The organism is Comamonas testosteroni TK102, assembly GCF_000739375.1.
Classification (GTDB): Bacteria; Pseudomonadota; Gammaproteobacteria; order Burkholderiales; family Burkholderiaceae_C; genus Comamonas; species Comamonas brasiliensis.
This window is the reverse complement of record NZ_CP006704.1, coordinates 4,036,826-4,061,001: the sequence shown is the minus strand read 5'-3', so window position 1 is coordinate 4,061,001 and position 24,176 is coordinate 4,036,826. Positions and strand designations below refer to the sequence as shown.

General features: G+C 64.0%; 19 protein-coding genes. 9 read left to right on the top strand and 10 right to left on the bottom strand.

Annotation, left to right across the window (positions count from 1 at the left end; translation table 11 throughout):
• Positions 1-8 precede the first annotated feature (8 nt).
• The 4 genes from pstB to phoR all read left to right on the top strand — a co-directional run bounded on the left by pstB (position 9) and on the right by phoR (position 3,675).
• The gene (gene pstB, locus O987_RS18365; RefSeq protein ID WP_003053452.1) at positions 9-785 is read left to right on the top strand and encodes a phosphate ABC transporter ATP-binding protein PstB; all 777 of its coding nucleotides are present in this window, start codon (positions 9-11) and stop codon (positions 783-785) included.
• A 10-nt stretch (positions 786-795) separates the two neighbouring features.
• Positions 796-1,497, top strand: a complete 702-nt coding sequence (phoU, locus tag O987_RS18360; protein WP_003053453.1) for a phosphate signaling complex protein PhoU — start codon at positions 796-798, stop codon at positions 1,495-1,497.
• 18 nt (positions 1,498-1,515) lie between these two features.
• Complete coding sequence (gene phoB, locus O987_RS18355; protein WP_003053455.1) at positions 1,516-2,211, top strand: phosphate regulon transcriptional regulator PhoB; 696 nt, start codon at positions 1,516-1,518, stop codon at positions 2,209-2,211.
• 87 nt (positions 2,212-2,298) lie between these two features.
• Positions 2,299-3,675, top strand: a complete 1,377-nt coding sequence (phoR, locus tag O987_RS18350; protein ID WP_034400399.1) for a phosphate regulon sensor histidine kinase PhoR — start codon at positions 2,299-2,301, stop codon at positions 3,673-3,675.
• Here the strand turns inward: phoR and O987_RS18345 are convergent.
• The 3 genes from O987_RS18345 to O987_RS18335 all read right to left on the bottom strand — a co-directional run bounded on the left by O987_RS18345 (position 3,669) and on the right by O987_RS18335 (position 7,188).
• Positions 3,669-5,045, bottom strand: coding sequence for an MATE family efflux transporter (locus O987_RS18345; protein ID WP_043373925.1), 1,377 nt, complete (start codon positions 5,043-5,045; stop codon positions 3,669-3,671). The two genes, phoR and O987_RS18345, sit on opposite strands and share 7 nt — an antisense overlap.
• Entirely contained in the window at positions 5,042-6,769 is a 1,728-nt protein-coding gene (locus O987_RS18340; protein ID WP_003053458.1) for a hypothetical protein, read from the bottom strand. Before O987_RS18340 ends, O987_RS18345 begins: the two co-directional genes overlap by 4 nt.
• 173 nt (positions 6,770-6,942) lie before the next feature.
• The gene (locus O987_RS18335; protein WP_003053459.1) at positions 6,943-7,188 is read right to left on the bottom strand and encodes a type B 50S ribosomal protein L31; all 246 of its coding nucleotides are present in this window, start codon (positions 7,186-7,188) and stop codon (positions 6,943-6,945) included.
• A gap of 433 nt (positions 7,189-7,621) precedes the next feature.
• Between O987_RS18335 and O987_RS18325 the strand changes: the two genes are divergently transcribed.
• From O987_RS18325 to O987_RS18305, 5 genes are all read left to right on the top strand, one after another.
• Positions 7,622-9,325, top strand: a complete 1,704-nt coding sequence (locus tag O987_RS18325) for a PHA/PHB synthase family protein (protein WP_043373922.1) — start codon at positions 7,622-7,624, stop codon at positions 9,323-9,325.
• A gap of 174 nt (positions 9,326-9,499) precedes the next feature.
• The gene (locus O987_RS18320; RefSeq protein WP_019044263.1) at positions 9,500-9,973 is read left to right on the top strand and encodes a phasin family protein; all 474 of its coding nucleotides are present in this window, start codon (positions 9,500-9,502) and stop codon (positions 9,971-9,973) included.
• A 169-nt stretch (positions 9,974-10,142) separates the two neighbouring features.
• The gene (locus tag O987_RS18315) at positions 10,143-12,461 is read left to right on the top strand and encodes a DUF3141 domain-containing protein (protein WP_043373920.1); all 2,319 of its coding nucleotides are present in this window, start codon (positions 10,143-10,145) and stop codon (positions 12,459-12,461) included.
• Entirely contained in the window at positions 12,458-13,585 is a 1,128-nt protein-coding gene (locus O987_RS18310) for a bifunctional enoyl-CoA hydratase/phosphate acetyltransferase (protein ID WP_080731553.1), read from the top strand. The genes O987_RS18315 and O987_RS18310 overlap by 4 nt, the downstream gene beginning before the upstream one ends.
• Before the next feature lie 71 nt (positions 13,586-13,656).
• Complete coding sequence (locus tag O987_RS18305; protein ID WP_043376636.1) at positions 13,657-14,862, top strand: acetate/propionate family kinase; 1,206 nt, start codon at positions 13,657-13,659, stop codon at positions 14,860-14,862.
• Between the two features lie 87 nt (positions 14,863-14,949).
• On the opposite strand, the gene O987_RS18300 is transcribed toward O987_RS18305, so the two are convergent.
• The 7 genes from O987_RS18300 to trxA all read right to left on the bottom strand — a co-directional run bounded on the left by O987_RS18300 (position 14,950) and on the right by trxA (position 24,024).
• Positions 14,950-15,198, bottom strand: a complete 249-nt coding sequence (locus tag O987_RS18300; RefSeq protein ID WP_003053468.1) for a hypothetical protein — start codon at positions 15,196-15,198, stop codon at positions 14,950-14,952.
• 117 nt (positions 15,199-15,315) lie between these two features.
• A complete protein-coding gene (locus tag O987_RS18295; RefSeq protein WP_043373918.1) occupies positions 15,316-16,443 on the bottom strand; it encodes an ABC transporter permease in 1,128 nt (375 codons plus the stop codon).
• A 156-nt stretch (positions 16,444-16,599) separates the two neighbouring features.
• Positions 16,600-19,389, bottom strand: coding sequence for a ribosome-associated ATPase/putative transporter RbbA (rbbA, locus tag O987_RS18290; RefSeq protein ID WP_043376633.1), 2,790 nt, complete (start codon positions 19,387-19,389; stop codon positions 16,600-16,602).
• A 20-nt stretch (positions 19,390-19,409) separates the two neighbouring features.
• Complete coding sequence (locus O987_RS18285) at positions 19,410-20,489, bottom strand: HlyD family secretion protein (protein WP_043373916.1); 1,080 nt, start codon at positions 20,487-20,489, stop codon at positions 19,410-19,412.
• Between the two features lie 11 nt (positions 20,490-20,500).
• Positions 20,501-21,928, bottom strand: a complete 1,428-nt coding sequence (locus tag O987_RS18280) for an efflux transporter outer membrane subunit (protein ID WP_003053476.1) — start codon at positions 21,926-21,928, stop codon at positions 20,501-20,503.
• Positions 21,929-22,155: 227 nt separating this feature from the next.
• A complete protein-coding gene (rho, locus tag O987_RS18275) occupies positions 22,156-23,418 on the bottom strand; it encodes a transcription termination factor Rho (protein ID WP_003053478.1) in 1,263 nt (420 codons plus the stop codon).
• A 276-nt stretch (positions 23,419-23,694) separates the two neighbouring features.
• Positions 23,695-24,024, bottom strand: a complete 330-nt coding sequence (trxA, locus tag O987_RS18270) for a thioredoxin TrxA (RefSeq protein WP_003053480.1) — start codon at positions 24,022-24,024, stop codon at positions 23,695-23,697.
• Positions 24,025-24,176: the final 152 nt, after the last annotated feature.

Here is a 24,176-nt window from a genome sequence, read left to right as displayed (position 1 = left end):
TCAAGATCATGACTGCAACCATTGCTCCCGCCAACGTCAAGCTGGCCGTGCGCGACCTGAACTTCTATTACGGCAAGTTTCACGCGCTGAAAAACATCAATCTCGATATTCCCGAGAAGAAGGTCACGGCCTTCATCGGCCCCTCTGGCTGCGGCAAGTCCACGCTGCTGCGCACCTTCAACCGCATGTTCGAGCTCTATCCCGAGCAGCGCGCCGAAGGCCAGATCATGCTGGACGGCGACAATCTGCTGACCAGCAAGCAGGATGTGGCCCTGATCCGCGCCAAGGTCGGCATGGTGTTCCAGAAGCCCACGCCGTTTCCCATGTCCATCTATGACAACATCGCCTTCGGCGTGAAGCTGTTCGAGAATCTCAATGCCTCCGACATGGACGACCGCGTGGAGTGGGCCCTGCGCAAGGCGGCGCTGTGGAATGAAGTCAAGGACAAGCTGCAGCAAAGCGGCTCGGGTCTGTCGGGCGGCCAGCAGCAGCGTCTGTGCATCGCGCGCGGCATTGCCATCAAGCCCGAGGTGCTGCTGCTGGACGAGCCCTGCTCGGCGCTGGACCCCATCTCCACGGCCAAGATCGAAGAGCTGATTGCGGAACTGAAGAACGACTACACCGTGGTCATCGTGACCCACAACATGCAGCAGGCCGCCCGTTGCAGCGACTACACGGCCTATATGTACCTGGGGGACCTGGTGGAGTTCGGCGACACCGAAAAAATGTTCTTCAAGCCCCAGCGCAAGGAAACGGAAGACTACATCACAGGCCGCTTCGGCTAAGGACTCAAAAATGACAGAAAAACATTTGTCCACACAGTTCGATTCCGAACTCAATCGCGTCTCCGCCCGCGTCATGGAGCTGGGCGGTCTGGTCGAGTCTCAGATCAGCAATGCCGTCTATGCACTGACCAGCTTCAGCACCGACGCCGTGGAGCAGGTCATCAGCACCGAGCAGCGCGTCAATGCCATGGAAGTGGAGATCGACCATGAGCTGTCGTCCATCATTGCGCGCCGCCAACCCACGGCCCGCGACCTGCGCCTGCTGATCGCCTTCTCCAAGGCCACGGCCAATCTGGAGCGCATGGGCGACGAGGCCTGCAAGATGGCCCGCATGGTCAAGTCCATCATCGAAAGCGGTGCGGCCCGTTCGCTGCCCAGCGGCGAGCTGCGCATGGCTGCCCAGATGGCTTCCGAGCTGCTGCGCAAGACCCTGGATGCCTTTGCCCGCCTGGACACCAAGGCGGCGGTGGCCATCTTGCGCGAAGACGATCTGATCGACGAAGAGTTCGACGGCTTTGTGCGCAAGCTCATCACCTACATGATGGAAGATCCGCGCACCATCTCCGCCAGCCTGGACCTGCTGTTCCTGGCCAAGGCCATCGAGCGTATCGGCGACCACTCCAAGAACGTGGCCGAGCTGATCATCTACCTGGTCGAGGGCAAGGACGTGCGCCATCAGACCATGGCTGAAATCGAATCTGCGGTGTTGTAAGACGGAGGCTAGCCAGGGATGAAGAAGATGCCCATGGTCCTCATCGTGGAGGACGAACCTGCGATTGCAGAGTTGATCGCGGTCAATTTGAGGCATAACGGCTTCCAGCCCGTCTGGGCGGAAGACGGTGTGTCGGCGCAGCGCGAGCTTGATGCCGTGCTGCCCGATGTGATCTTGCTCGACTGGATGCTGCCCGGAGCCAGCGGCCTGTCGCTGGCCCGCAAATGGCGTGCCGACAGCCGCACCAAGGCCGTGCCCATTCTCATGCTGACGGCGCGTGGCGACGAGCCCGACAAGGTGGCGGGCCTGGATGCCGGAGCGGACGACTACATCACCAAGCCTTTCTCCACCCAGGAGCTGCTGGCCCGCATTCGCGCCGTGCTGCGCCGTCGCGCGCCGGAACAGGTGCAGGACAAGGTCAGCATCGGCGAGCTGGTGCTGGATGCCGCAGCCCATCGTGTGAGCTGGCAGGGCGATCTGCTCAAGATCGGACCCACCGAGTTCAAGCTGCTGAACTATCTGATGAAGCATCCCGAGCGCGTGCACAGCCGTGCGCAGCTGCTCGACAAGGTCTGGGGCGACCATGTCTTCATCGAAGAGCGCACGGTGGATGTGCACGTCAAGCGCCTGCGCGAATCGCTGGGCGTGGCCGGTGTTCTGATTGAAACCGTTCGCGGCGCAGGTTACCGTTTCAGCGCTCAGGCCATGGCCTGACAGCACTTCCCCCAAAACCTCGGCCCGGTCTGGCTGGGTCGACAAAAATCACAACTGAAAGCAAATATGGGGTGGCGTGGTTTTCGATTGTTGGCCTCTCAGATCGCGGCAGCCATGGTGCTATGGCTGCTGTGGGCCTATCTGGTCGCACCCGATGCGACGGTGGGGCAGCAAACTGTGGCGGCCATGGCAGGTGCCTTGATAGGCGGCTGGATCTGGTGGCTGGTGGATAGCTGGAATGGCGCGCGCCTGCTGCGCTGGCTGCGCCAGTCGGAGCTGGGTGCCGTGCCCAACCTGGCGGGCATCTGGGGGGAGGCCGGTGTACGCATGCGCCGCTGGATTCGCCAGAGCGTGCAGCAGGTGCAGCAGGGCGATCAGCGGCTCAACGATATCTTGTCGGCCCTGCAGGCCAGTCCCAATGGCGTGGTGCTGCTCGATGCACAGGGGCGCATCGAATGGTGCAACCAGATTGCGGCCAAGCAGTTCGGCTTCGACGCCGAGCGCGACGTGCTGCAAAGCATAGGCAACCTGGTGCGCAATCCCCAGTTCAGTGCCTATTTCGTGGCGCAGGACTTCACCCACGATCTGGTCATGCAGGGGCGCGAAAGCACGCCTTCGCGACCGGTCAAGCTGTCGGTTCAGCTCTACGGTTACGGCGAGGGACGCAAGCTGCTGCTGGCGCGCGATGTGACGGCGCTGGAGCAGGCCGAAGCCATGCGCCGCGACTTCGTGGCCAATGTCTCGCATGAAATCCGCACGCCGCTGACGGTGCTGGCCGGTTTTGTGGAAACGCTGCAGAACCTGCCGCTGGAGGAGGCCGAGCGCAATCGCTATCTGGAGCTGATGGCCCAGCAGGCCGAGCGCATGCAGCATCTGGTGGAGGACTTGCTGACCTTGTCGCGTCTGGAGGGCAGCCCGCTGCCCGGCAACAACGACTGGGTCTCGGTGGCGCAGTTGCTCACTCGCTGCGAGAACGAGGCGCGCGGTCTCTCCAATGCCTTGACGCGCAAGCAGTCCAAGCCCCATGTGCTGAACTTTCCCGACGAGCAGGTGCTCAGGCAGGCCGGAGAGCTGGCAGGCGCCAGCGCGGAGCTGCACAGCGCGTTCTCCAATCTGCTGGCCAATGCCATGCGCTACACGCCTGCCGGTGGGCAGATCGATGTGCGCTGGCAATTGCTGCCCGACGGTTCGGCCCGCTTTGCCGTCAAGGACTCCGGCCCCGGCATCGATGAAAGGCATGTGTCGCGCCTGACGGAGCGCTTCTATCGCGTGGACCGCAGCCGCTCACGCGACACTGGCGGCACCGGCCTGGGACTGGCCATCGTCAAGCATGTGCTGCAGCGCCATGGTGCCAAGCTCAGCATCGAGAGCGAGCTGGGCAAGGGCTCGGAGTTCGCTGTGACTTTTCCGCCTGGCCGTGTGCGGGCCGTGACCGAGGTGCCGGTCAAGACGCTGTCTCATTGAGCGCTTCGGGGGCTGGTCTGGGGCTTGGGAGGTCGTATGGTTTTGTGCAGGATGGTGCTGAATGCCAGGGCCGTGACCAGCAGGGCGGCCGCGCTGCAGATCCACAAGGGCATGGGCGTGGCCTGCCAGTCCTGCCAGCCGGGAGCGGCCTGCCACCGGTAGGTCAGCCAGTAGCCAAGGCCCAGGCCGCCGCCCCAGAGCAGCAGGCAATAAAGCACCAGAGGCGCCACGGTCACGCGGTAGCAGCGCAGCACGAAAATGCAGTAGGTCTGCACGCAGTCCGCCACATGGTATGCGGCCACGCAGATCAGCAGCCAGGACGTCATGGCCAGTACCTGCGGGGAGTCGGTATAGATGTCTGCAATCCAGCTGCGAGCAACGAACAAGGTGGCAGCTGTCGCCATGCCTATCATCAGCGCAAGCTTGAAACACTGCTGAATCAGCGTTCTGGCCTGGGCTTCATCGCCTGCGCCGCGCCAGTAGCTGACGCGGGCACTGGTGGCAATGGCCAGGGACAGCGGCACCATATAGCAGATGGCGGCCAGATTGGCGGCAATCTGGTGGCTGGCGGACGAGAGCGGGCCCTGTCTTGCCACATACAGGGCCATGAGCGTAAAGGAGGTGACTTCCATCAGAATGGCCAGACCCGCAGGAATGCCAAGGCGGCAGAAACGGCCCAGCTGCCGCCAGTCAGGGGGCTCCAGCTTCTGCCACAGCGCCAGCGGCGCATAGAAATCCTGGGTACGCATCAGCCACAGGGCCACGGCAAACATGGTGTAGTTGACCAGCAGCGTGGCCAGGGCGCAGCCCACGGCTCCAAGGGGAGCGAGGCCCAGGCCGCCAAAGGTGAACCAGACGGACAAGGGGATTTTGATCAGCAGCGAGATGAGCTGCAGCCAGGTGACCAGCTTGGGGTGGCCCAGCGCCTGATTGAGTGCACTGTAGATGCGAAACAGCAGCGCCGGAGGCAGCCCCCAGGCCAGCACGGCGAGATAGCGCTTGACCTCCAGCTGCAGCGCATCGGGCACATCGGTCCAGCGCAGCAGCGCGTCAGGCATGAGCAGCACTGCCATCCCCAGCACGCAGGCCGTGGCACACAGATACATGGACTGGCGCAGCGAATGCCCTATGGCCCGGGGCCGGCCGGCGCCACGCTGCTCGGACCACAGGGGCAAAAGAGCCTGAAAAATGCCCATCAGCGAGGCATAGACGCTGATGAAAATGGCCGAGCCCACGGACAGGGCTGCGACGGCCTCGTTGGAATAACGACTGGCGACGATGGTATCGGTGGTGCCGAAGGCCATGACGGCCAGCTGGCCGGCCAGCACGGTACCGGCATGGCGGCCTATGTACTGCAGCTCGCCCTTCATGGCGCGGCTTTGGGGCCGGTGTACTTGAGCAGAACCAGAACCTCCTTCTGACCGGCCAGACGGGTGATGCGGCTGACCTCGCTCCAGCCCTGGCGCAGCTTGCGATTGTGGTCGCCCGCCCAGCGGTCTGCATCGACCAGTGCCCAGCCGCAGTCGCGGGGATCGCTGCGGCGCAGCAGTGCCGTATCCACATGGGTGTAGTAGCGCACGGCCGCAATCTGCGAGCGGCCCAGGCCATAGGTCAGCACGCAGCTTGTGGCGCCGCTTTGCCTGAGCTCGCCGTCCAGCTGTGTCATCTGGAACTGATAGCTGCGAGCATGGTCCAGCGGCTCCATCCAGAGCGTGGACAACAACACCCAGCTCAGCGTGGCTCCACCGGCCGGCAGCACCAGGCTCTTCCAGATGGCTGCGCGGTTGCGCGAGGTGCGCCAGACCACCAGCGCAAACCAGCCGGCAGTGGCGACGAGTGCCACGATGACCGTGGGCCAGGAGATGCTGGCTTCAAACTGCGGAGCAAGGCGTGCAATATTGGCGGCGATCTTGGGCGGAAATCCGGTCTGAAATGCCAGCCAGACCACCCAGATGGCAATCGCGGATGCCGTAAAGAACAGCAGTGTGAACCAGTCGATCAGCGCGCTGATGCTGCGCCTAAAGGTGGGCAGGGCGAAGGCGGCCAGTGTGGCGATGGCAGGAAGTCCCAGCAGCAGGGCGCGATCGGCCGGGGTGCTGCTCAGGCAGGCGGCTACCGGGACGGTGGCAAACAGCAGGGCGATGGACAGATGCGGGTTGTGGCCGGGGTAGGCAATCTGGCGGCGCCAGACCCACAGAGTCCACAAAGCCAGGGGCCAGGCAGGCCAGCAGAACCACAACAGCAGCTGCAGCAGCGCGCTCCAGTCCTTGAGCGAGTCCACGAGATGCCAGACCCATTGATCCAGTGCGGTGGTCAGGCTGGCGGCCAGCACGGTGGCGGCCATCCAGGCTGCGGCCCAGATGCGTGCCTGGCGGTGTGAGCGGCCCGGATTGTCGCCCCAGCTGCGCTGGGTGAAGGCGATCACGCTGCCGCCCAGTCCGAACAGCACGGCAAGCGTGGGGGCGCCGCTCAGGGCCAATCCCAGCAGGCCGAATATCAGTGCTGCCACTGACTTCCTCGGGTGATAGGCCATGGCTGCCGCTGCAAAGAACAGCAGCGTCGTGCAGCCCAGCTGGGTGACGTAGCTGGTGGTTTCATGCGAGAGCTGGGCCAGACCCAGGCAGGCAACCAGCGCCAGCAAGGCCGCATCGGCCATGGCGCGGGCGTAGTCGATCAGTTGCGCCTCTCCGCCAAAGGCGAAGGCTACGGGCTGCGCGCCAGGCGTGCGTGCCAGATAGTAGGCGCCCCACCAGGTGGCTGCCAGGGTCAGGATCAGCAAGGCGATGAACGGCAGGCGCGCCGCCATTTCAGCGCCGAGCAGCCACTCGAAGCCCAACAGGGACAAGGCGCCCAGCCAGTAGGGCAGCAGACCATCGATGCTGGGAGCCAGGCCCGAAAGCGTGGGAGACAGCCAGTCGGTATGACCTAGCGCCAGCTCGCGCATATAGCCAAAGGCCTCCATGTCGTTGGAGCGCCAGGGGCCACGCATGACAAAGCCGGGAATCACATAGGCCAGGCACAGCAAAAGCAGGGCCCAGCGCGGCAGTCGGCGCACGGCGCTTTGGGCAACAATGGCAGGTGTGGGCTGGTTCACGCAATCAATCCGGTAGCGGCGGTGCGAGTCTGCACGGCCTGATCAGGCGAGAGCGCCCGGGTTCGGAGCGCTTGGTGCTCCGATGATAGGAGCATTGGGATGCCGCAGGGCAGCTCCCAAAAAGAAAAGGCAGCACGGTTGCCCGAGCTGCCTTTTCAGCAAAAAAGTAAGATTTACTTCTTGCCGAAGCGGTTGCGGAACTTCTCCACGCGGCCACCCATGTTGTCCACCGACTTTTGTGTGCCAGTGTAGAAGGGGTGCGATTCAGAAGTGGTATCCAGCTTGAACAGAGGGTACTCTTTACCTTCGAAGTTTTCGGTTTCCTTGGTGGAAACGCAAGAACGTGTCACGAACTTGAAGCCGTTGGACATGTCAACGAACAGAACTTCGCGGTAATTGGGGTGAATGCCTTCTTTCATGATCTTTCCTTTGGTCAAGTGCGGGAGCCGCACCAGCCTGTCCGGTGTACTTTCCGCATAAAAGCTCTCCATTATTGCACACAATGGGTAATCGGTGTCTGGCGCGCAGGCCGACTTTGGTCGGAGCCCGCCGCTTGCAGGCCATTGCCGATATTGCCTGCAGGTCTGGACGCCGAGTTCTTTCGCCTGCAGCGCTGCAGCCTGCGCCATCCGGCATCCGGCATCCGGCATCTGGCATCTGGCATCTGGCATCTGGCATCTGGCATCTGGCATCTGGCATCTGGCATCTGGCATCTGGCATCTGGCATCTGGCGCCGCATTGCTTGCTGGCCTGGATTTGATGAAGCTCAAGCCTCCGTGGGCGGTGGCTATGCAACCACTTCTTCAGCACATAAGATGTTGCGTTATTGCCATGCAGCAAAAAGGGGCCGCTATGGTTGACCGCGAGGCCGAGACGCAGTTCAGTTCCAGCCGGCAGCTTGATCAGGCTGTGCGTGCGATGTGGGCGCAGCAGTGGCTGTCGGTTTCCCCCGAGTCTCAATGGCAGGCCTGGCTGGACTGGGCTGGCCATCTTGCCATCAGCCCCGGAAAGCGTCTGGATCTTGCGCGGCTGGCGCTGGAAGAATGGGCCAGTCTTTGCTATGGCGGGCCGAGGAACGCAGAGCCCGATCGCCTCTTCAGGGCGGCTCAATGGCAGCAATGGCCGTTCAATGCCATCAGTGCGGGCTTCGCCGCTCAGCAACGCTGGTGGCGGGCTGCCAGCCAGGGCGTTGCCGGGGTTGAACCGCATCACGCACGCCTGGTCGGGTTCTGGGGCAAGCAGTGGCTGGATATGTGTTCGCCCGCGAACTTCTTTGCCACCAACCCGATTGTTCAGGAGCGTACCCTCAAAGAGGGCGGGGCGAATCTGGTGCGCGGCTTGCAGTACCTGATGGAAGACCTGCAGGCCCAGATCGCAAACCAGCCGCCTGCAGGTTCCGAAGCATTCCAGCCAGGGCGCGATGTGGCCGTCACGGCTGGCAAGGTGGTGCTGCGCAACCGGCTGATGGAGCTGATCCAGTACACGCCCACCACCGACAAGGTCCACCCCGAGCCGGTATTGATCCTGCCGGCCTGGATCATGAAGTACTATGTCCTGGATCTTTCGCCAGGCAATTCGCTGATCAAGTATCTGGTCGACCAGGGGTATACGGTGTTCTGCGTTTCCTGGAAGAACCCCGATGCCGATGACCGGGAGCTGGGCATGGACGACTATGTCGCGCTGGGCTGGCGTGCTGCGCTGGATGCCGTCACCGGTATCGTCCCGGGCAGGAAAGTGCATGCGGCCGGCTATTGCCTGGGCGGAACCCTGCTGGCCATGGCTGCAGCAGCGATGGCGCGCGACGGCGACGACCGTCTGGCATCGATGAGCCTGCTGGCCGCACAGACCGATTTCACCGAGCCCGGCGAGCTGGGGCTGTTCATCGACGAAGCGCAGATCAGCCTGCTTGAGGCCCAGATGGCCCGGCAAGGCTATCTGCGCGCCGAGCAGATGGCCGGCGCATTCCTGATGCTGCGCTCCCAGGATCTGCTGTGGTCGCGCATGGTCGATCACTACCTGCTGGGCGAGCGTGCGCCGATGAGCGATCTCATGGCCTGGAATGCCGATGCCACGCGCATGCCTGCGAGGATGCACTCGCAATACCTGCGCCGTCTGTTTCTGAACAACGATCTCAGCGAAAACCGTTATCCGGTTGACGACAGGCCGGTCTCGTTGCTCGATCTCAGAGTGCCTATCTTCTGCGTGGGAACGCTTACCGATCATGTGGCGCCCTGGCCATCGGTATACAAGCTGCACCATCGCACCCCGGCCGAAATCACCTTTGCGCTGACGAGCGGTGGCCATAACGCCGGCATTGTCAGCGAGCCCGGCCATCCGCGCCGCAGTTACCAGCTGCGCATGCGTCCCGCCGGTGCTCAGGACATGCCTGCCGCGCAGTGGCAGCAGGAAGCCGAGCGGCACCAGGGCTCCTGGTGGCCGGCATGGAGTGCCTGGCTTCAAACCAGATCCGGCACGCCGCTGGCTGCGCCGCGCATGGGCGGCAAGAGTGGCAAGCCCTTGTATGACGCTCCGGGCCGGTACGTGCTCGAGCATTGAGTTGAAGACCTGCTCCGACCAGGATGCACGACGGGCATTTCTCTGCACGAAACGCCATGCGCCATCCGGGTTTGCGCAAGTCACGGAGTTTTCATAGGCCGTCTGGTCACGGTGATAGGCCGGACGGTCCGCCAGCCTCTCGATAGGCACCACCATCACCATAGGGAGACCGATATGAGCATCCAAGCGACCCCCCTGAGTCTGTTCAAGGCCAATGCCGAGCTGCAACTGCGCATCGCTCAGCTGATGCGTGAGAGTGGCCATCGCTGGCTGGAAGCGGCGCAGCACAGCAGTGCTACTGGCATCAGCGAAACCACGTCGGAGCTGCAAAGCCTGCTGAAGGCCGAGGACTGGCAGTCACTGGCCAGCCTGCCCGCCGAGGCTTTCATGCGCAGGATTGAAGACCGCATGAGCGATGCCAGGAGCGCCAGCGATATCGCGATCCGGAACCAGCAGGCTTTTGCCAGCGGTCTGCAGCAAGCCCTGGAGGCCTGGCAGAAGGCCGTGGCCGACGCCATGCGTGCAGACGGCTCGTCCAATCTGCCCGCTTTGCCGCTGCAGGACATCTTCAAGCAGTGGCTGTCCGTCTGGACGCCGCCGGGTCAGGACGAGGCTCAGGCCAAGGGCGGCAAGACGGCACAGAAATAGGGAGAAAGAGGGGCGGGGCCGCAGCATGGCTGCCGCTTCGTTGCCGGATGATCTGCGGTCTTGTCATGGCAGGAACTCCGGCTTTTCGGCGCTTGGCTGATCCATAAAGCGCCGACAGCTATTGTTTTTGAGTCTTTTTGAGAGAAGCTTGTGACTTCGGGAGCACGATATGAGCAAACCCAGCGAGGCCGGCCCATCGACTCAGGGGGCTGTCGATCCTTTGGCATGGTGGCGCGCCGCCGCAGCCTATGCGCTGGATGCTGCCCAGCGCAGCGTGCTGTATGCCGATATCGAGCGCCAGGTCGGCGATCAGTACCGGATGCAGCGCGAGGCCAGGATGCCCAATGTGCTGCATTTCCCTGCCGAGCTGGTGATGTCGGGACTGGAGCTTCCCAGGCCCGTCAACTATGGCCTGGTGCGCATTCAGGCGCCTGAGAATCGGCCGGCCGATCCGGGCAAGCGACCGTTCGTCGTGGTCGATCCACGCGCCGGCCATGGGCCCGGCATCGGCGGCTTCAAGCCGCACAGCGAGATCGGGGCGGCACTGGAGGCCGGCCACCCTTGCTACTTCGTCGGCTTTCTGCCCGATCCGGTGCCGGGTCAGACGGTGGAGGATGTGATGCGTGCCGAGGCGGCCTTCATGCGTCGCGTGGCCGAGCTGCATCCCGAGAGCGAGGGCAAACCCGCGGTCATCGGCAACTGCCAGGCGGGCTGGCAGATCCTGATGACGGCCGCTGTCTGGCCCGAGCTGTTCGGGCCCATCATCGTTGCTGGAGCGCCCCTGTCGTACTGGGCCGGTGACAATCCTATGCGTTATTCGGGCGGGCTTCTCGGGGGAAGCTGGATGACGGCTCTGGCCAGCGATCTGGGCAACGGCCGCTTCGACGGTGCCCATCTGGTGCAGAACTTCGAGCAGCTCGATCCGGCCAATACGCTGTGGAGCAAGCAGTACAAGGTCTATGCCAATGTCGACACCGAGGCCGAGCGTTATATAGGCTTCGAGAAATACTGGGGCGGCTATGTCTTTCTCAACGATGTGGAGATGCAGTACATCGTCGACAACCTGTTCATCGGCAACAAGCTTTCGACGGCCCGGCTGCTGACCTCGGACGGGGTGCGCATCGATCTGCGCAATATCCGCTCCCCCATCCTGGTGTTCTGTTCCTATGGCGACAACATCACACCGCCGGCCCAGGCCCTGGGCTGGATCACCGACCTTTACGCCAGCGACGACGACGTGCGTGCCCATGACCAGACCATCATCTTCAGCACGCATGACAGCATCGGCCACCTGGGCATCTTTGTGTCGGGTGCGGTCGGCAGCAAGCAGCACCGCAAGTTCGCCAGCGCCATAGAGCAGATCAATCTGCTGCCCGCAGGCATCTACCGCGCCAGCGTGGACGACGCCACGGCACAGGAGCAGAAGCTGCTCCACGATCCTTATCTGCTGAGCATCCGTGCCAGCGGTCTTGATGAGGTGCGCGACATCGTCAAGCCCGATGCCCAGGCCGAACGCCGCTTCGACGCGGCGGCCAGGGTCTCCGACATCAACCTGGCGCTGTACCGCAGCCTCTGGCAACCCTGGGTGCGCGCATTCAGCACCTCCGAGTCGGCGCGCTGGCTGCAGGCCCTGCACCCCATGCGCCTGCAGTTCGAGGCCTGGAGCAGCCAGCACCCGCTGGCCGCCCTGATACGCGGCAGTGCCGGATACATACGCGAACATCGCCGGCCCGTGGACGAGGCCAATCCCTGGCTGCAGATGCAGCAGCAGGGCTCGGCCGCGCTGGAGCGCTCCCTCGATGACTTTCGCGACCGGCGCGACCATATCTATGCCCTGTGGTTCGACATGTTCTACGGCTCGCCCCTGATGCAGGCACTGGCCGGACATGCCTATGGCGAAAGCGGGCCGGTGCGCCAGCATCCGGGCACCACGCCCGAGCATCTGGCCCTGATGGCGGGCAGGCAGCGCCAGATCGAGGACAGTGTGGGTCAGGGCGGCGTGCTCGAAGCCACGTTGCGCGGCTTGCTGAGCGTGCTGTCGCTGCGCCGCTCCGTGGACGAGCGCTACTACCATCTGGCCGCGCAATTGCTGGAGCAGGAGGCGCCGGGGCGCTGGAGCCTGGCCGAGCTGCGCGCCGCCATCCGCGAGCAGACCCTGGTGATCAGGCAATGCGGTAGCGCCGCCATCGATGCCATTCCAGGCCTGCTCAAGAACACGCCTGCCGACACCATACGCAAGGCCAGCCAGGCGATTGCCAGCATGGCGGCCATCGATACGGGAGCGAAGGCCGAGCAGCAGGCCGTGAAAAGCGCTCTGCAGCAGGTGCAGGCCTTGTTCGAGCAGGCCGCCCTGGCGCAGCAGGCCCCGATGGACGAGGCTCAGGTGCCGCAGCTGGCGCCGGCCCGGGCTTCCGCCACCGCCACGCGGCCCAAGCCTGCTGCGCGACGTCAACCGGCCGCAAGCCGCGGCAAGAAAGGAGTGCGATGAGTCAATCGAGTCCAGAGGGGATGCGGGAGCCGTTCGAGGGCCTGGCTGTCGGCGACAGCCTGCATGTCACCGTTGCCGCCCGTGATGCGAGCACGTTGACCCTGCGCTGCGCCCGCGAGGCACAGGCCCAGGCTTTCACCACAGCGTCACCTCCGGCGACCGACCTGTCTTCGGGCGGGGCGGAGCAGCCGCTGGACGTGGCCACCCATCATGGCCTGATCCGGCTGCTGGCGGCCGTCAAGGAGCTGCCGCCGGTGCGCATGGGCGTGGTTCATCCCTGCGATGCGATCAGTCTGTCCGCGGCGCTCGACGCGCATCGGCTGGGGCTGATCGAGCCGGTCCTGATCGCTCCGCGCGCCAGGCTGGAGGCGATTGCGCTGGCGCAGGGGTTCGAGCTGCAGGGCCTGCGCATCGAGGACGTGCCGCACAGCCACGCCGCTGCCGAGCATGGCGCCAGGCTTGCCGCCAGCGGCGAGTTGGAGGGCTTGATGAAAGGCAGTCTGCACACCGACGAGCTGATGGCAGCTGTCGTTGCCGGCAGTGCCGGGCTGCGCACCAAGAGGCGTGTCAGCCATTGCTTTGTGCTGCAGACGGCCAGCTATCCACGCCCCTTCATCGTCACCGACGCGGCCATCAATCTGGCCCCCGATCTCTTGCAGAAGGCCGATATCGCACGCAATGCCATCGAGCTCGCGCAGGTCCTGGGCGTGGCCAGGCCCAAGCTGGCCATCCTCGCTGCCGTCGAGACGGTCAACCCCAGCATGCCCGCAACCCTGGATGCGGCCGCGCTGTGCAAGATGGCCGACCGGGGCCAGATCACCGGGGGCGTGCTGGACGGCCCGCTGGCTTTCGACAATGCGGTCTCCATCGAGGCCGCACGCACCAAGGGCATCACGTCGCCCGTGGCCGGTCAGGCCGACATCCTGCTGGTGCCCGATCTGGAAAGCGGCAATATGCTGGCCAAGCAGCTGATGTACCTGGGCGGCGCCGCCAGCGCAGGCATCGTGCTCGGAGCCAAGGTGCCCATCGTGCTGACCAGCCGCGCCGATTCGCGCGAATCCCGCATTGCATCCTGCGCGATTGCGCTGCTGCTCGCACATCACTACCGGCAGACGCCGCCCTGAAAAGCATGGTCGATGGCGCCAGGCTGGCCGTTGCTGCAGTCTGTGCCCTGTCGGCAGACAAAGGTACTGCCATGAGCAATTCCGTCATCATCGTCCTGAACTGTGGCTCCTCGAGCATCAAGTTCGCCGTCTTCGAGGCCGCCAGGCCGCTGCCGCGCAAACCCCTGTGGAACGGCAAGGTGCAGGGCATTGGCGGGCCCGCTCCCGACTTCGGCGAAACCGGCATCCCGCCCTTTGCCATCGGACTGGGCGCCGAGCACCCCTATCGCGATGCGCTGCGCATCATCCGGGAGCGCATCACGGCGCGGCTGGAGGACCGGCCCGTGGCCGCGATCGCTCACCGGGTGGTGCATGGCGGCAGCAAGTATTTCGAGTCCACCCGCATCGATGCAGGCGTGTTGCTGGACTTGCGCAGCTATGTGCCGCTGGCACCGCTGCACCAGCCGTTTGCGCTGGAGGCCATAGAGATCCTGCTGCGCGAGCGACCCGATATCGTGCAGATCGCCTGCTTCGATACCGGCTTTCATCACAGCCTGCCCAAGGTGGAGCAGATATTGCCGCTGCCATACGAATGGTGGCAGCGCGGCGTGCGCCGCTATGGCTTTCACGGGCTCTCGTATGCCTATATGGCGACCGCGCTGGCCGAGCGTCATGGCGACAGGGCCAGGGGGCGAACCATCGTCGCCCATCTGGGCAGCGGCGCCAGCCTCTGCGGCATGCAGCAGCTGCAGAGCATGGCGACCACCATGGGCTTCTCGGCTCTGGACGGATTGATGATGGGCACCCGTACCGGTGCGCTGGACCCGGGGGCCGTGCTCTATCTGATGGAGATCGAGAAACTGACGCTTCAAGAGGTGGGGCGTCTGCTCTATCACGACTCGGGGCTGCTGGGCGTATCGGGCATCTCGTCCGAGCCGCGCGTGATCCTGCGCCATATCGAGGAGCCGGGCGAGGCCGGCGAGCGCGCACGCATTGCGCTGGAACTCTTTGTGCGCCGCATCGTGCGTGAGATCGGTTCGCTGGCTGCGGCACTGGGCGGCCTGGACATGCTGGTCTTCACGGCAGGCATAGGCGAGCACAGCGAGGAGATTCGTGCCCGCGTCTGCACCGATCTGGCCTGGCTGGGTCTGGAACTCGATGCCCGGGCCAATGCGGCGCATGCGCCCGTGATCTCAGCGGCCGGCAGCCGGGTGCTGGTGGGCGTGGAGCCCACCAACGAGGAGTGGGTGGCTGCCCGCGATACGCTGTGCATTCTTGGCGTGCAACCGTCTTCTTGAGATAGGCCGGCTGCCGCTCAGGCCTGCGCTGCTGCAGAGATATGCGTGAGGGCGCAGGCCGGGGACAGCGCGGGTTCCGGCGAGTGCTTAGCCCTCCTGCACTGCCTGCCGCCTGGCTGCGTCGATGGTGGCCTGGATGGCGGCGCGTGCCTGCGGGCTGTTCTTCCAGCAGCTGGAGCCCGTGAGCGCAGAGGCCTTGGCGACGATGTCCAGGGCATTGGCCTCACGCAAATGCGCGAACGAGCCATAGCCCAGGGATTCGAGCCGGCTCAGCACTGTGGGGCCCACGCCCTTGAGTGCAAGCAGCGATTGTCGTTCTTCGGTGGTGAATGGCATGGGCGAAATCCTGGGGCTAGAGCTGGAACTGGAACTGGATAGATCTTTGGCTTATGCAGGCGGTTTGCGCCTTGTTGCTGGCGTGGCAGGCCGCTGGATGGCGGCATGAGGACGATATCAGGCCATGCTGGACAAGGTTTTTCTGAACCGCATCAGCGACAGCCAGAACAGCACGGCGCCTATGCCCGCCAGCCACAGGAAGGGCTTCCACACGGTTTCTATGCCGGCACCGCGATACAGAATCGCCTGACCAAGCTCCACAAAATGCGTGGTGGGGGCGAACAGCATCACGTCCTGCACCAGTTGGGGCATGGACTCGCGTGGCGTCATTCCGCCCGACAGCAGCTGCAGCGGCAGCAGCGTCAACACCATCAGCAGACCGAACTGCGGCATGCTGCGCGCCACGGTGGCCAGAAAGATGCCCATGGCCGTGGTGGCGAACAGGCACAGGGCCGAGCCTGCCATGAACAGCAGCAGACTGCCTTCTATGGGCACCTTGAGTGCGCCGCGCACGACCAGATTGAGCGAGACGGCAGCCGCCAGCAGCACCACGGCGCCCATGGACCAGACCTTGGCCAGCATGATCTCGGTGGGCGTTACCGGCATGACCAGCAGGTGCTCGATGGTGCCGTGCTCGCGCTCGCGGATCAGCGCCGCTCCCGTGAGGATGATGGAGAGCATGGTGACGTTGTTGATGATCTGCATCAGTCCGCCGAACCAGATCTTGTCCAGCCCGGGGTTGAAGCGCGCGCGTAGCTCCAGATCCACGGGCAGGGCGCTCGCGCCCCGGTAACGCTGGACGAACTCGTTGATCTCGGCTAGCACGATCTGCTGCACATAGCCGCTGCCCGAGAAGGCCTGGCTCATGCGGGTGGCATCCACGTTCAGCTGCAGCTCGGCCTTTTTGCCGGCCAGCACGTCGCGCTGGAAGTTGGGAGGAATGGTCAGCGAGAAGGTGAAGTCGCCCGCATCCAGCCCGGGGTCCACATGGCTGAAATCAACCATCTGCGGCGGCATGAACTGAGGCGGGTAGAAGGCCGAGGCGATGCGTGCCGACAGCGGTGACTGGTCTTCGTCGACGATGGCGATCGGCGCCTTGTGCAGCGTATCGGGCATGGCCGTGGCCGCCGTGTACACCGAGGCCGTGAAGGTATAGACGATGAGCACCAGCATCACGGGATCGCGCCACAGGCTCCACAGCTCCTTGATGCCCAGGCGCCAGATGTTCTTCAGGCTATGCCACATGGTGTGTCTCCATGACGAAAACGAGGGCTGCTGCTGAAACTGGCGCTGGCCTACCGCCAGGACAGCGAGCAAGGGCCGCCCCGCAGCGAGGCTGTCGTCCCCCTCCCGCGTTAGCGAGAGAGGGGGAAGCTGCGCAGCAGCTCAGGGGGAGCTTCATCACTTCTCCTGCTTGGGCAGGGCCCAGATGGCGATGCCCATGATCACGGGAACGGCGATCAGCAGCGGCAGCAAGGTCGGTGCCAGATCGTGCAGGCCCAGCGCCTTGTTGAAGACGCCGCGGCTGATGGCGAACATATAGGTGGCCGGATAGATCTCGCCGATCCAGCGGCCGGCGCCTTCCAGCGAGGACACCGGGTCGGTCAGCCCCGAGAACTGCGTGGCCGGAATCAGCGTGCCCAGCATGGCAAAGAACATGGCGGCAATCTGGCTGCTGGTGACGGCCGAGGCCAGCAGGCCCATGCCCGTGGCAATGACGCTGAAGAGCAGGGCGGCCAAGACGAGCAGCGGGAAGCTGCCGGTCATGGGCACGCCGAAGACGAAGACCGCCATGGCGCACATCAGAAAGAAGTTCAGCATGGCCAGCACCACATAGGGCAGCTGCTTGCCCAGCAGAAACTCGGTGCGGGTCACGGGGGTGACGTACAGGTTCACGATGGAGCCCAGCTCTTTTTCGCGCACCACGGCCAGGGCCGTGAGCATGGCCGGCAGCATCATCAGCAGCAGCGGAATCACGGCCGGCACCATGGCGGGCAGGCTTTTCACATCAGGGTTGTAGCGAAAGCGGGTCTCCAGGCTGACCTGGCTGGCCAGCTGCACGCCCAGGCGCTCGCGTGCCTGCTGCGCCAGCCAGAGCTGGTGCATGGCCTGGACATAGCCTTTGACGGTCTCGCCGCGCTGGGGCATGGCGCCGTCGAACCAGGCGCCCACGGCTACTTTCGAGCCGCGCAGCACATCACGGCCAAAACCGGGTGGAATCTCGATGGCCAGTGCCAGCTCGCCGCTTTTCATGCGCCGGTCCAGGTCGGCGTAGTCCCGGATGGCAGGCATTTCAATGAAATAGCGCGAGCCCGCGAGATTGTTCACATAGTTCTGGCTGATGGTGCTCTGGTCGCGGTCCAGCACCGCGAAACGCAGGTCTTCGACGTCCATGCTGATGCCGAAGCCGATCACCACCATCAGCACCAGCGAACCCACCAGGGCCAGCGTGGCGCGCACGGGATCGCGCTGCAGCTCCAGCGACTCGCGCCACAGATAGCTCCACAGGCGTTGCAGGCTGAAGCCGGGGCCGCTGAAATGTGCTTCTGAAAAAGGAGCTTTTTGCGCGTCATCCACTTGGGATTCAGCATGATTTAAGTCTGAAAATGAAGCAGAGCGAGCGGTAGTAGCTTCTTTTTTGATATCGAGCACGGGTGCGGCCTCGCCCGAGGCCTCCACCAGATAGCCGATGAAGGCCTCTTCCAGTGTGGCCGCACCGCGCTTGGCGGTCAGGGCTGCCGGCCGGTCGCTGTCCAGCACCTTGCCCGCATGCATCATGGACATGCGGTCGCAGCGCTCGGCCTCGTTCATGAAGTGCGTGGAGATGAAGATGGTCACGCGGTCGCGGCGCGAGAGCTCGATCAGCAGGCGCCAGAACTGGTCGCGCGCCACGGGGTCCACGCCCGAGGTGGGCTCGTCGAGAATCAGCAGCTCCGGCTTGTGCACCATGGCCACGGCCAGCGACAGGCGCTGGCGCATGCCCAGCGGCATATTGCCGGGCAGGGTCTCGCGCACCTCGGTGAGGCCGAAGCGGGTGATCATCTCCTCGACCCGCGCGGGGATCTGGGCCGCGTCCACATGGAAGAGTTCGGCGTGCAGCACCAGGTTCTGCAGCACGGTCAGCTCGCCGTAGAGCGAAAAGGCCTGGGACATGTAGCCCACTCGCTGGCGCGTGGCCACATCATGCGGATCGAGCCTCTTGCCGAACAGCCAGGCATCTCCCTCGCTGGCGGGCAGCAGCCCGGTCAGCATCTTCATGGTGGTCGACTTGCCGCAGCCGTTGGAGCCCAGAAAGCCGAAGATCTCGCCGCGCCGGATGCGGAAGTTCACATGGTCCACGGCCACGAAATCGCCAAAGCGCATGGTGAGATCGCGCGCCTCGATGGCGATGTCGTCATCGCGGGTCTGCAGCGGCGGGATCACCACGGCGGCATGGCCGCGTTTTTTCTCCTCGGGCAGCAGGGCGATGAAGGCGGCCTCCAGCGCCGGCATGCCGGTGCGTGCCAGCAGCTCGGCGGGCGTGCCGGTGGCCAGAATCCGGCCGTCATCCATGGCGGCCAGCCAGTCGAAGCGCTGGGCCTCGTCCATATAGGCTGTGGCCACGATCACGCTCATCTGCGGGCGCTGGCCACGGATGCGGTTGATCAGATCCCAGAACTGCGCGCGCGCCAGCGGGTCCACGCCGGTCGTGGGCTCGTCGAGAATCAGCAGGTCGGGGTCGTGGATCAGGGCGCAGCACAGCGCCAGCTTCTGCTTCATGCCGCCCGAGAGCTTGCCCGCTGGGCGGGAGAGGAATTTCTGCAGTCCGGTGCTCTGGGTCAGATCGTCGATGCGCGCCCGGCGCTCGGCCGCGTCATGCCCGAAAAGGCGCCCGAAGAACTGCAGATTCTCTTCCACCGACAGCGTGGGGTAGAGGTTCTTGCCCAGGCCCTGAGGCATGTAGGCAATGCGCGGGCAGACTGCATCGCGGTGCTTTTTGCTGCGCATATCGCCACCCAGCGCCTGTATCTCGCCGCCTTGCAGCGCGCGCGCTCCCGCAATCAGCGACAGCAGGCTGGACTTGCCCACGCCGTCGGGGCCGATCAGGCCGACCATGAAGCCTGCCGGAATTTCCAGGCTCAGGCCGCGCAGCGCCTGCGTCTTGCCGTAGGCGAGCGTCACTTCACGCAAGGTGGCTACATGCTGGGTCATGGCAAACCGGGTCCCGGTATTCACGAGGCCGAAGCGTCGCCGGTGCGCAGCTCCAGTCGGGCCGGCCATTCGCGCTCCTTGTCGAGCTTGATCCAGGCCACGCCAGGCAGGCCTGTCTTGACCTGTGTCAAATGCTTTTGCAGCAGATCCGGGGCGATGCGGGCCTTGACGCGGAACATCAGCTTCTGTCTTTCGCTGGCCGTCTCCACGGTCTTGGGCGTGAACTGGGCGGTGCTGGCGACAAAGGACACCTGGGCCGGGATCACATATTGCGGTGCCGCATCCAGCACGATGCGCACCTCGGTACCCAGGGCCACGCGGCCAGCCACGGTCTCGGGCAGGAAGAAGCTGATGTAGACATCCGAGACATCCACCATATTGAGCACCTTGCCGCCCGCGCCGATCACCTCGCCGGGTTGGGCCAGCCGGTATTGCACGCGGCCATCGCGCGGGGCGGTGAGTTCGCTGTCCTTGACGTCGGCATCGATGCGCTGGACGGTGGCGGCGGCGGCCGTCACCGCCGACTCCGCACCGATGCTCTGGGCCTTGGCTGCGTCGATGGCTGCCTTGGCGGCCGTGGCCTGGGCCTTGGCGGCCTTGAGCGCGGCCCGGGCACCACGCACGCGCGCCCGGTCGTCGTCCAGCTCCTGCTCCGAGGACGCACCTTCGCGCGCCAGTGTTTCGGAGCGATTGACGCGGCGCAGCGCTGCATCCAGCTCTGCCTCGCGTTGCGCAACCGTGGCGATGGTGGCCGCATACTGGCTTTCGCGCAGCGCGATTTCGGCGCGTGCCGAGGTCACTGCATGAGAGGCGCGCTCGCGGCCGGCGATGGCTTCGCGCTGCTGAGCCTGCAGGCTCTCGATCTGCATGCGGGCCAGGGGCTGGCCGGCTTTGACGAACTCGCCTTCCTGCACCAGGACTTCGGCAATGCGGCCGGCGTATTTGGTGGCGACGTCGATCTCGGTGGCCTCGATGCGGCCGTTGCCGCTGACCAGGCCTTCGGAAGCCTGGGCGCTGCGCCATTGCTGCCAGCCATAGGCACCCAGGGCGGCTGCGGCAACGATGAGCGCGGCGAGGGTCAGTTTCTTGTTCATGGGCATGGATTTGCAGATCAGGGTTGGAGGGCGGCAGGGGCGGAGGCGCTGCTCTGGCCTTGGGTGGTGTAGCCTCCGCCCAGGGCCGCGTAGAGCGCGACCTGGGTGGACAGCAGGGCTTCGCGGCCCTGGACCAGTTGCTGCTCTGCGCTCAGCAGGTCGCGTTCGGCATCCAGCACATCGAGATAGGGCGAGGCTCCCTGGTCATAGCGCAGCCGCGCCAGCCGGGCACGCTCCTTGAGGGCTGCGCGCTGCTCGGTCAGCACCAGCTGCTGCTGCTCCAGCGTGCTGCGGCTGGACAGTGCGTCCAGCACCTCGCGCATCGCCGTCTCTATGGTTTTCTCGTACTGGACCACCGCGATGTTCTGTCGCACGGCCTGCAGATCCAGGTTGGCCTGGCGCTGGCCGCCGTCAAGGATCGGCAGCGAGATCGAAGGGACGAACTGCCAGGCACGACTGCCGCCTTTGAACAGGCCGTCGAGTTCGGCGCTGGCCGTGCCCCAGCTGCCGGTCAGCGCGATACGGGGCAGGAACGCTGCGCGCGCGGCGGCCACATTGGCCTTGGCGGCCTGCAGGCCGTACTCGGCGGCAATGATGTCGGGACGCTGCGTGAGCAGAGCCGAGGGCAGGCCTTCGGCAACGGGTTTGAGGTTGACCGGTGTGGACAGCCGCTGCGGCAAGCGCTCTGCATCCAGACCCGTGAGCTGCTGCAGCGCATTGGCCTGCAGCGCGCGCTGCTGCGCAAGTTGAGTGCCTATGAGCTTGGCCTGGTGGACCAGCGTCTGTACCTGCGTGAGCGCATAGCGCGAGGTGGAACCCACCTCGGTGCGCCGCTTGAAGATGCGCAGCGATTCCTCGCGGCTGGCAATCGTGCGCTCGGTCAGGGCCAGGCGCTCATCGAGGCTGCTCAGGGCCAGATAGTTCAGCGCCACCTGTTTGATGAGACTGGATTGAACGGCATGCTGCGTGGCATCCAGCGCCAGATAGTTGCCCAAGGCGGCATCGCTGAGGCTTTTGACACGGCCCCAGAGGTCGAGCTCCCAGCTGTTGAGGCCCACAAAGACCTCCTGATCGCCGGCAACCACGGAGCGGCCGCTGGCATTGAGGTCGGCGGGTACGCGTGCTCTGGCATGGCTGCTGCCAAGCCCGATGGTTGGCAGCCTGGCCGCGCTCTGGATGCCGTAGGCAGCCTGGGCCTCCTGTACGCGCAGCAGCGCCAGGCGCTGGTCCTGATTGTGGGCGAGAGCCGCTTCTATCAGCTGCTGCAATACCGGGTCTGCATAGAAGTCCTGCCAGGCAAGCGGCGCTGCGGCGCTGTTCTGCTGCGTCCAGGCCTGGGGCCACAGGCCCGGCAGCCTGGCCTGCGCCTGTGGCTGCAGCATCTGCACGCTGGTGCTGCAGGCAGCCACAGCGGCCAGCAAGGCGGCTGATGCCAGCAGGCGCATCGATGTGGGGATAGGAGGTGATTGGCGATTCGCTGATGGGGGCATGAATGCAGAACCTGCGACTTGAAAGCTTTTGGCTTCCGCTTGGCGCAAGATTTGTATAGATGTGAACCCCAGTATTGGGGGGCGGCTCGCAAATCAGTTTGAGCTATGTCAAGTAAGGCGGTCGAGCTCCAGAAACAACAAAGCCCCGCGAAGCGGGGCTTTGTCTTGCATGGCGCAGCAGCTTAGCCGCCGCGGCGCATCATGTCGAAGAACTCCACATTGTTCTTGGTGGCCTTCATGTTCTTGATCATCAGCTCCATGGACTCGATCTCGTCCATGTTGTACATGAACTGGCGCAGGATACGAGTCTTTTGCAGAATCTCGGGAGCCAGCAGCAGCTCTTCGCGGCGTGTACCGCTCTTGGTGAGTTCGATGGCTGGGAACACGCGCTTTTCATACAGGCGACGGTTCAGGTGCAGTTCGCTGTTGCCGGTGCCCTTGAATTCTTCAAAGATCACTTCGTCCATGCGGCTGCCGGTGTCGACCAGTGCCGTGGCGATGATGGTCAGCGAGCCGCCTTCTTCCACGTTGCGGGCCGCACCGAAGAAGCGCTTGGGGCGCTGCAGTGCGTTGGAGTCCACACCGCCCGACAGCACCTTGCCCGACGAGGGCACGACGTTGTTGTAGGCGCGGGCCAGGCGGGTGATGGAGTCCAGCAGGATGACCACATCCTTGCCCAGTTCCACCAAGCGCTTGGCGCGCTCGATCACCATTTCGGCCACGTGCACGTGACGGGTAGCTGGCTCGTCGAAGGTGGAGGCGATGATCTCGCCCTTGACCGAGCGCTGCATTTCCGTCACTTCTTCAGGGCGCTCGTCCACCAGCAGCACCATCAGGTGCACATCGGGGTGGTTGGCGGTGATGGCGTGCGCAATGCTTTGCATCATCATGGTCTTGCCGCTCTTGGGCGGTGCCACGATCAGCGCGCGCTGGCCGCGGCCGATGGGGGCGATGATGTCGATGATGCGGCCGGTGATGTTTTCTTCGCCCTTGATGTCGCGCTCAAGGCGCATCTGCTCCTTGGGGAACAGAGGGGTCAGGTTCTCAAACAGAACCTTGTGCTTGTTTTGCTCGGGTGGGCCGCCGTTGACCTTGTCGAGCTTGGTCAGGGCAAAGTAGCGCTCGCCATCCTTGGGGATGCGCACTTCGCCTTCGATCATGTCGCCGGTGTGCAGGTTGAAGCGGCGCACCTGACTGGGCGAGATATAGATGTCGTCGGTGCTTGCGGTGTAGCTGGTATCGGGGCTACGCAGGAAGCCGAAGCCATCGGGCAGGATTTCCAGCACGCCGTCGGCGAAAACCTGTTCACCGGCTTTCGCGCGCTTTTTGATGATGGCGAACATCAGTTCCTGCTTGCGCATGCGACCGACGTTTTCGATCTCAAGCGCTTCGGCCTGCTTCAAGACTTCAGACACGTGCAGTGCCTTGAGTTCATTAAGGTGCATGAAATGACTCCAAGCGTGGAGTGAGAATAACCAGGGGGGAGAGGCGTAGAGCCTAACGAAACACTGTAGTAGTGGGCAGGCTTGCCTGAAGAAAATCCAGCGCGGTCCCATGCGGTGGCCGGCGGTTCGTACATTATGACAGGAAAACTGGCGCAGCTTGCAAGCTATTTATCGAGGACTTGTCATCTGCGGCCTGCGCAAGGTCTGTTGCAGATGTGAAAGAGGGAGCCCCGAAAGCAAACAGAGCTCCATCCGGAGCCCTGTTTGTCAAATACATCAGATGTGCTGATCGAGGAAGGCGGACAGCTGGGTCTTGTTCAGTGCGCCAACCTTGGTGGCGGCCAGTTGGCCGTCCTTGAACAGCATCAGCGTGGGGATGCCGCGAATGCCGAACTTGGCGGGGATTTCACGGTTTTCATCCACATTCATCTTGGCGATCTGCACCTTGCCTTTGTAGCCTTCGGCCACATCGTCCAAGATGGGGGCGATCATCTTGCAAGGGCCGCACCACTCAGCCCAGTAATCCACCAGCACGGTCGTGCCGGGTTGCAGTACGTCGGATTCAAAGCTGGCATCCGTGATGTGCTTGATCAATTCGCTGGCCATTTGTAGTCCTGGATTTTCTTGAATCAAAAAAGGTCGGCGGTCTATTCGCCTAGTGAACTGATTGTGACAGAAACTCATCTCCCGTCATGGTGTGTGGGTGGTTGTTTGCTGCTATCGCGCTAATAGTGCCCGCAGTATTGCAGAAATGCCGT

Excerpts from the sequence above, each read along its gene's own strand:
- O987_RS18295 (WP_043373918.1), bottom strand. The coding sequence starts at position 16,443 with ATGTGGCATAGCCTGAAGAACATCTGGCGCCTGGGCATCAAGGAGCTG.
- O987_RS18310 (WP_080731553.1), top strand. The coding sequence starts at position 12,458 with ATGAGTCAATCGAGTCCAGAGGGGATGCGGGAGCCGTTCGAGGGCCTG.
- rbbA (WP_043376633.1), bottom strand. The coding sequence starts at position 19,389 with ATGACCCAGCATGTAGCCACCTTGCGTGAAGTGACGCTCGCCTACGGC.
- pstB (WP_003053452.1), top strand. The coding sequence starts at position 9 with ATGACTGCAACCATTGCTCCCGCCAACGTCAAGCTGGCCGTGCGCGAC.
- rho (WP_003053478.1), bottom strand. The coding sequence starts at position 23,418 with ATGCACCTTAATGAACTCAAGGCACTGCACGTGTCTGAAGTCTTGAAG.
- trxA (WP_003053480.1), bottom strand. The coding sequence starts at position 24,024 with ATGGCCAGCGAATTGATCAAGCACATCACGGATGCCAGCTTTGAATCC.
- O987_RS18300 (WP_003053468.1), bottom strand. The coding sequence starts at position 15,198 with ATGCCATTCACCACCGAAGAACGACAATCGCTGCTTGCACTCAAGGGC.
- phoU (WP_003053453.1), top strand. The coding sequence starts at position 796 with ATGACAGAAAAACATTTGTCCACACAGTTCGATTCCGAACTCAATCGC.
- O987_RS18325 (WP_043373922.1), top strand. The coding sequence starts at position 7,622 with ATGGTTGACCGCGAGGCCGAGACGCAGTTCAGTTCCAGCCGGCAGCTT.
- O987_RS18280 (WP_003053476.1), bottom strand. The coding sequence starts at position 21,928 with ATGCGCCTGCTGGCATCAGCCGCCTTGCTGGCCGCTGTGGCTGCCTGC.
- O987_RS18315 (WP_043373920.1), top strand. The coding sequence starts at position 10,143 with ATGAGCAAACCCAGCGAGGCCGGCCCATCGACTCAGGGGGCTGTCGAT.
- O987_RS18305 (WP_043376636.1), top strand. The coding sequence starts at position 13,657 with ATGAGCAATTCCGTCATCATCGTCCTGAACTGTGGCTCCTCGAGCATC.
- O987_RS18345 (WP_043373925.1), bottom strand. The coding sequence starts at position 5,045 with ATGAAGGGCGAGCTGCAGTACATAGGCCGCCATGCCGGTACCGTGCTG.
- O987_RS18335 (WP_003053459.1), bottom strand. The coding sequence starts at position 7,188 with ATGAAAGAAGGCATTCACCCCAATTACCGCGAAGTTCTGTTCGTTGAC.
- O987_RS18320 (WP_019044263.1), top strand. The coding sequence starts at position 9,500 with ATGAGCATCCAAGCGACCCCCCTGAGTCTGTTCAAGGCCAATGCCGAG.
- O987_RS18285 (WP_043373916.1), bottom strand. The coding sequence starts at position 20,489 with ATGCCCATGAACAAGAAACTGACCCTCGCCGCGCTCATCGTTGCCGCA.
- phoB (WP_003053455.1), top strand. The coding sequence starts at position 1,516 with ATGAAGAAGATGCCCATGGTCCTCATCGTGGAGGACGAACCTGCGATT.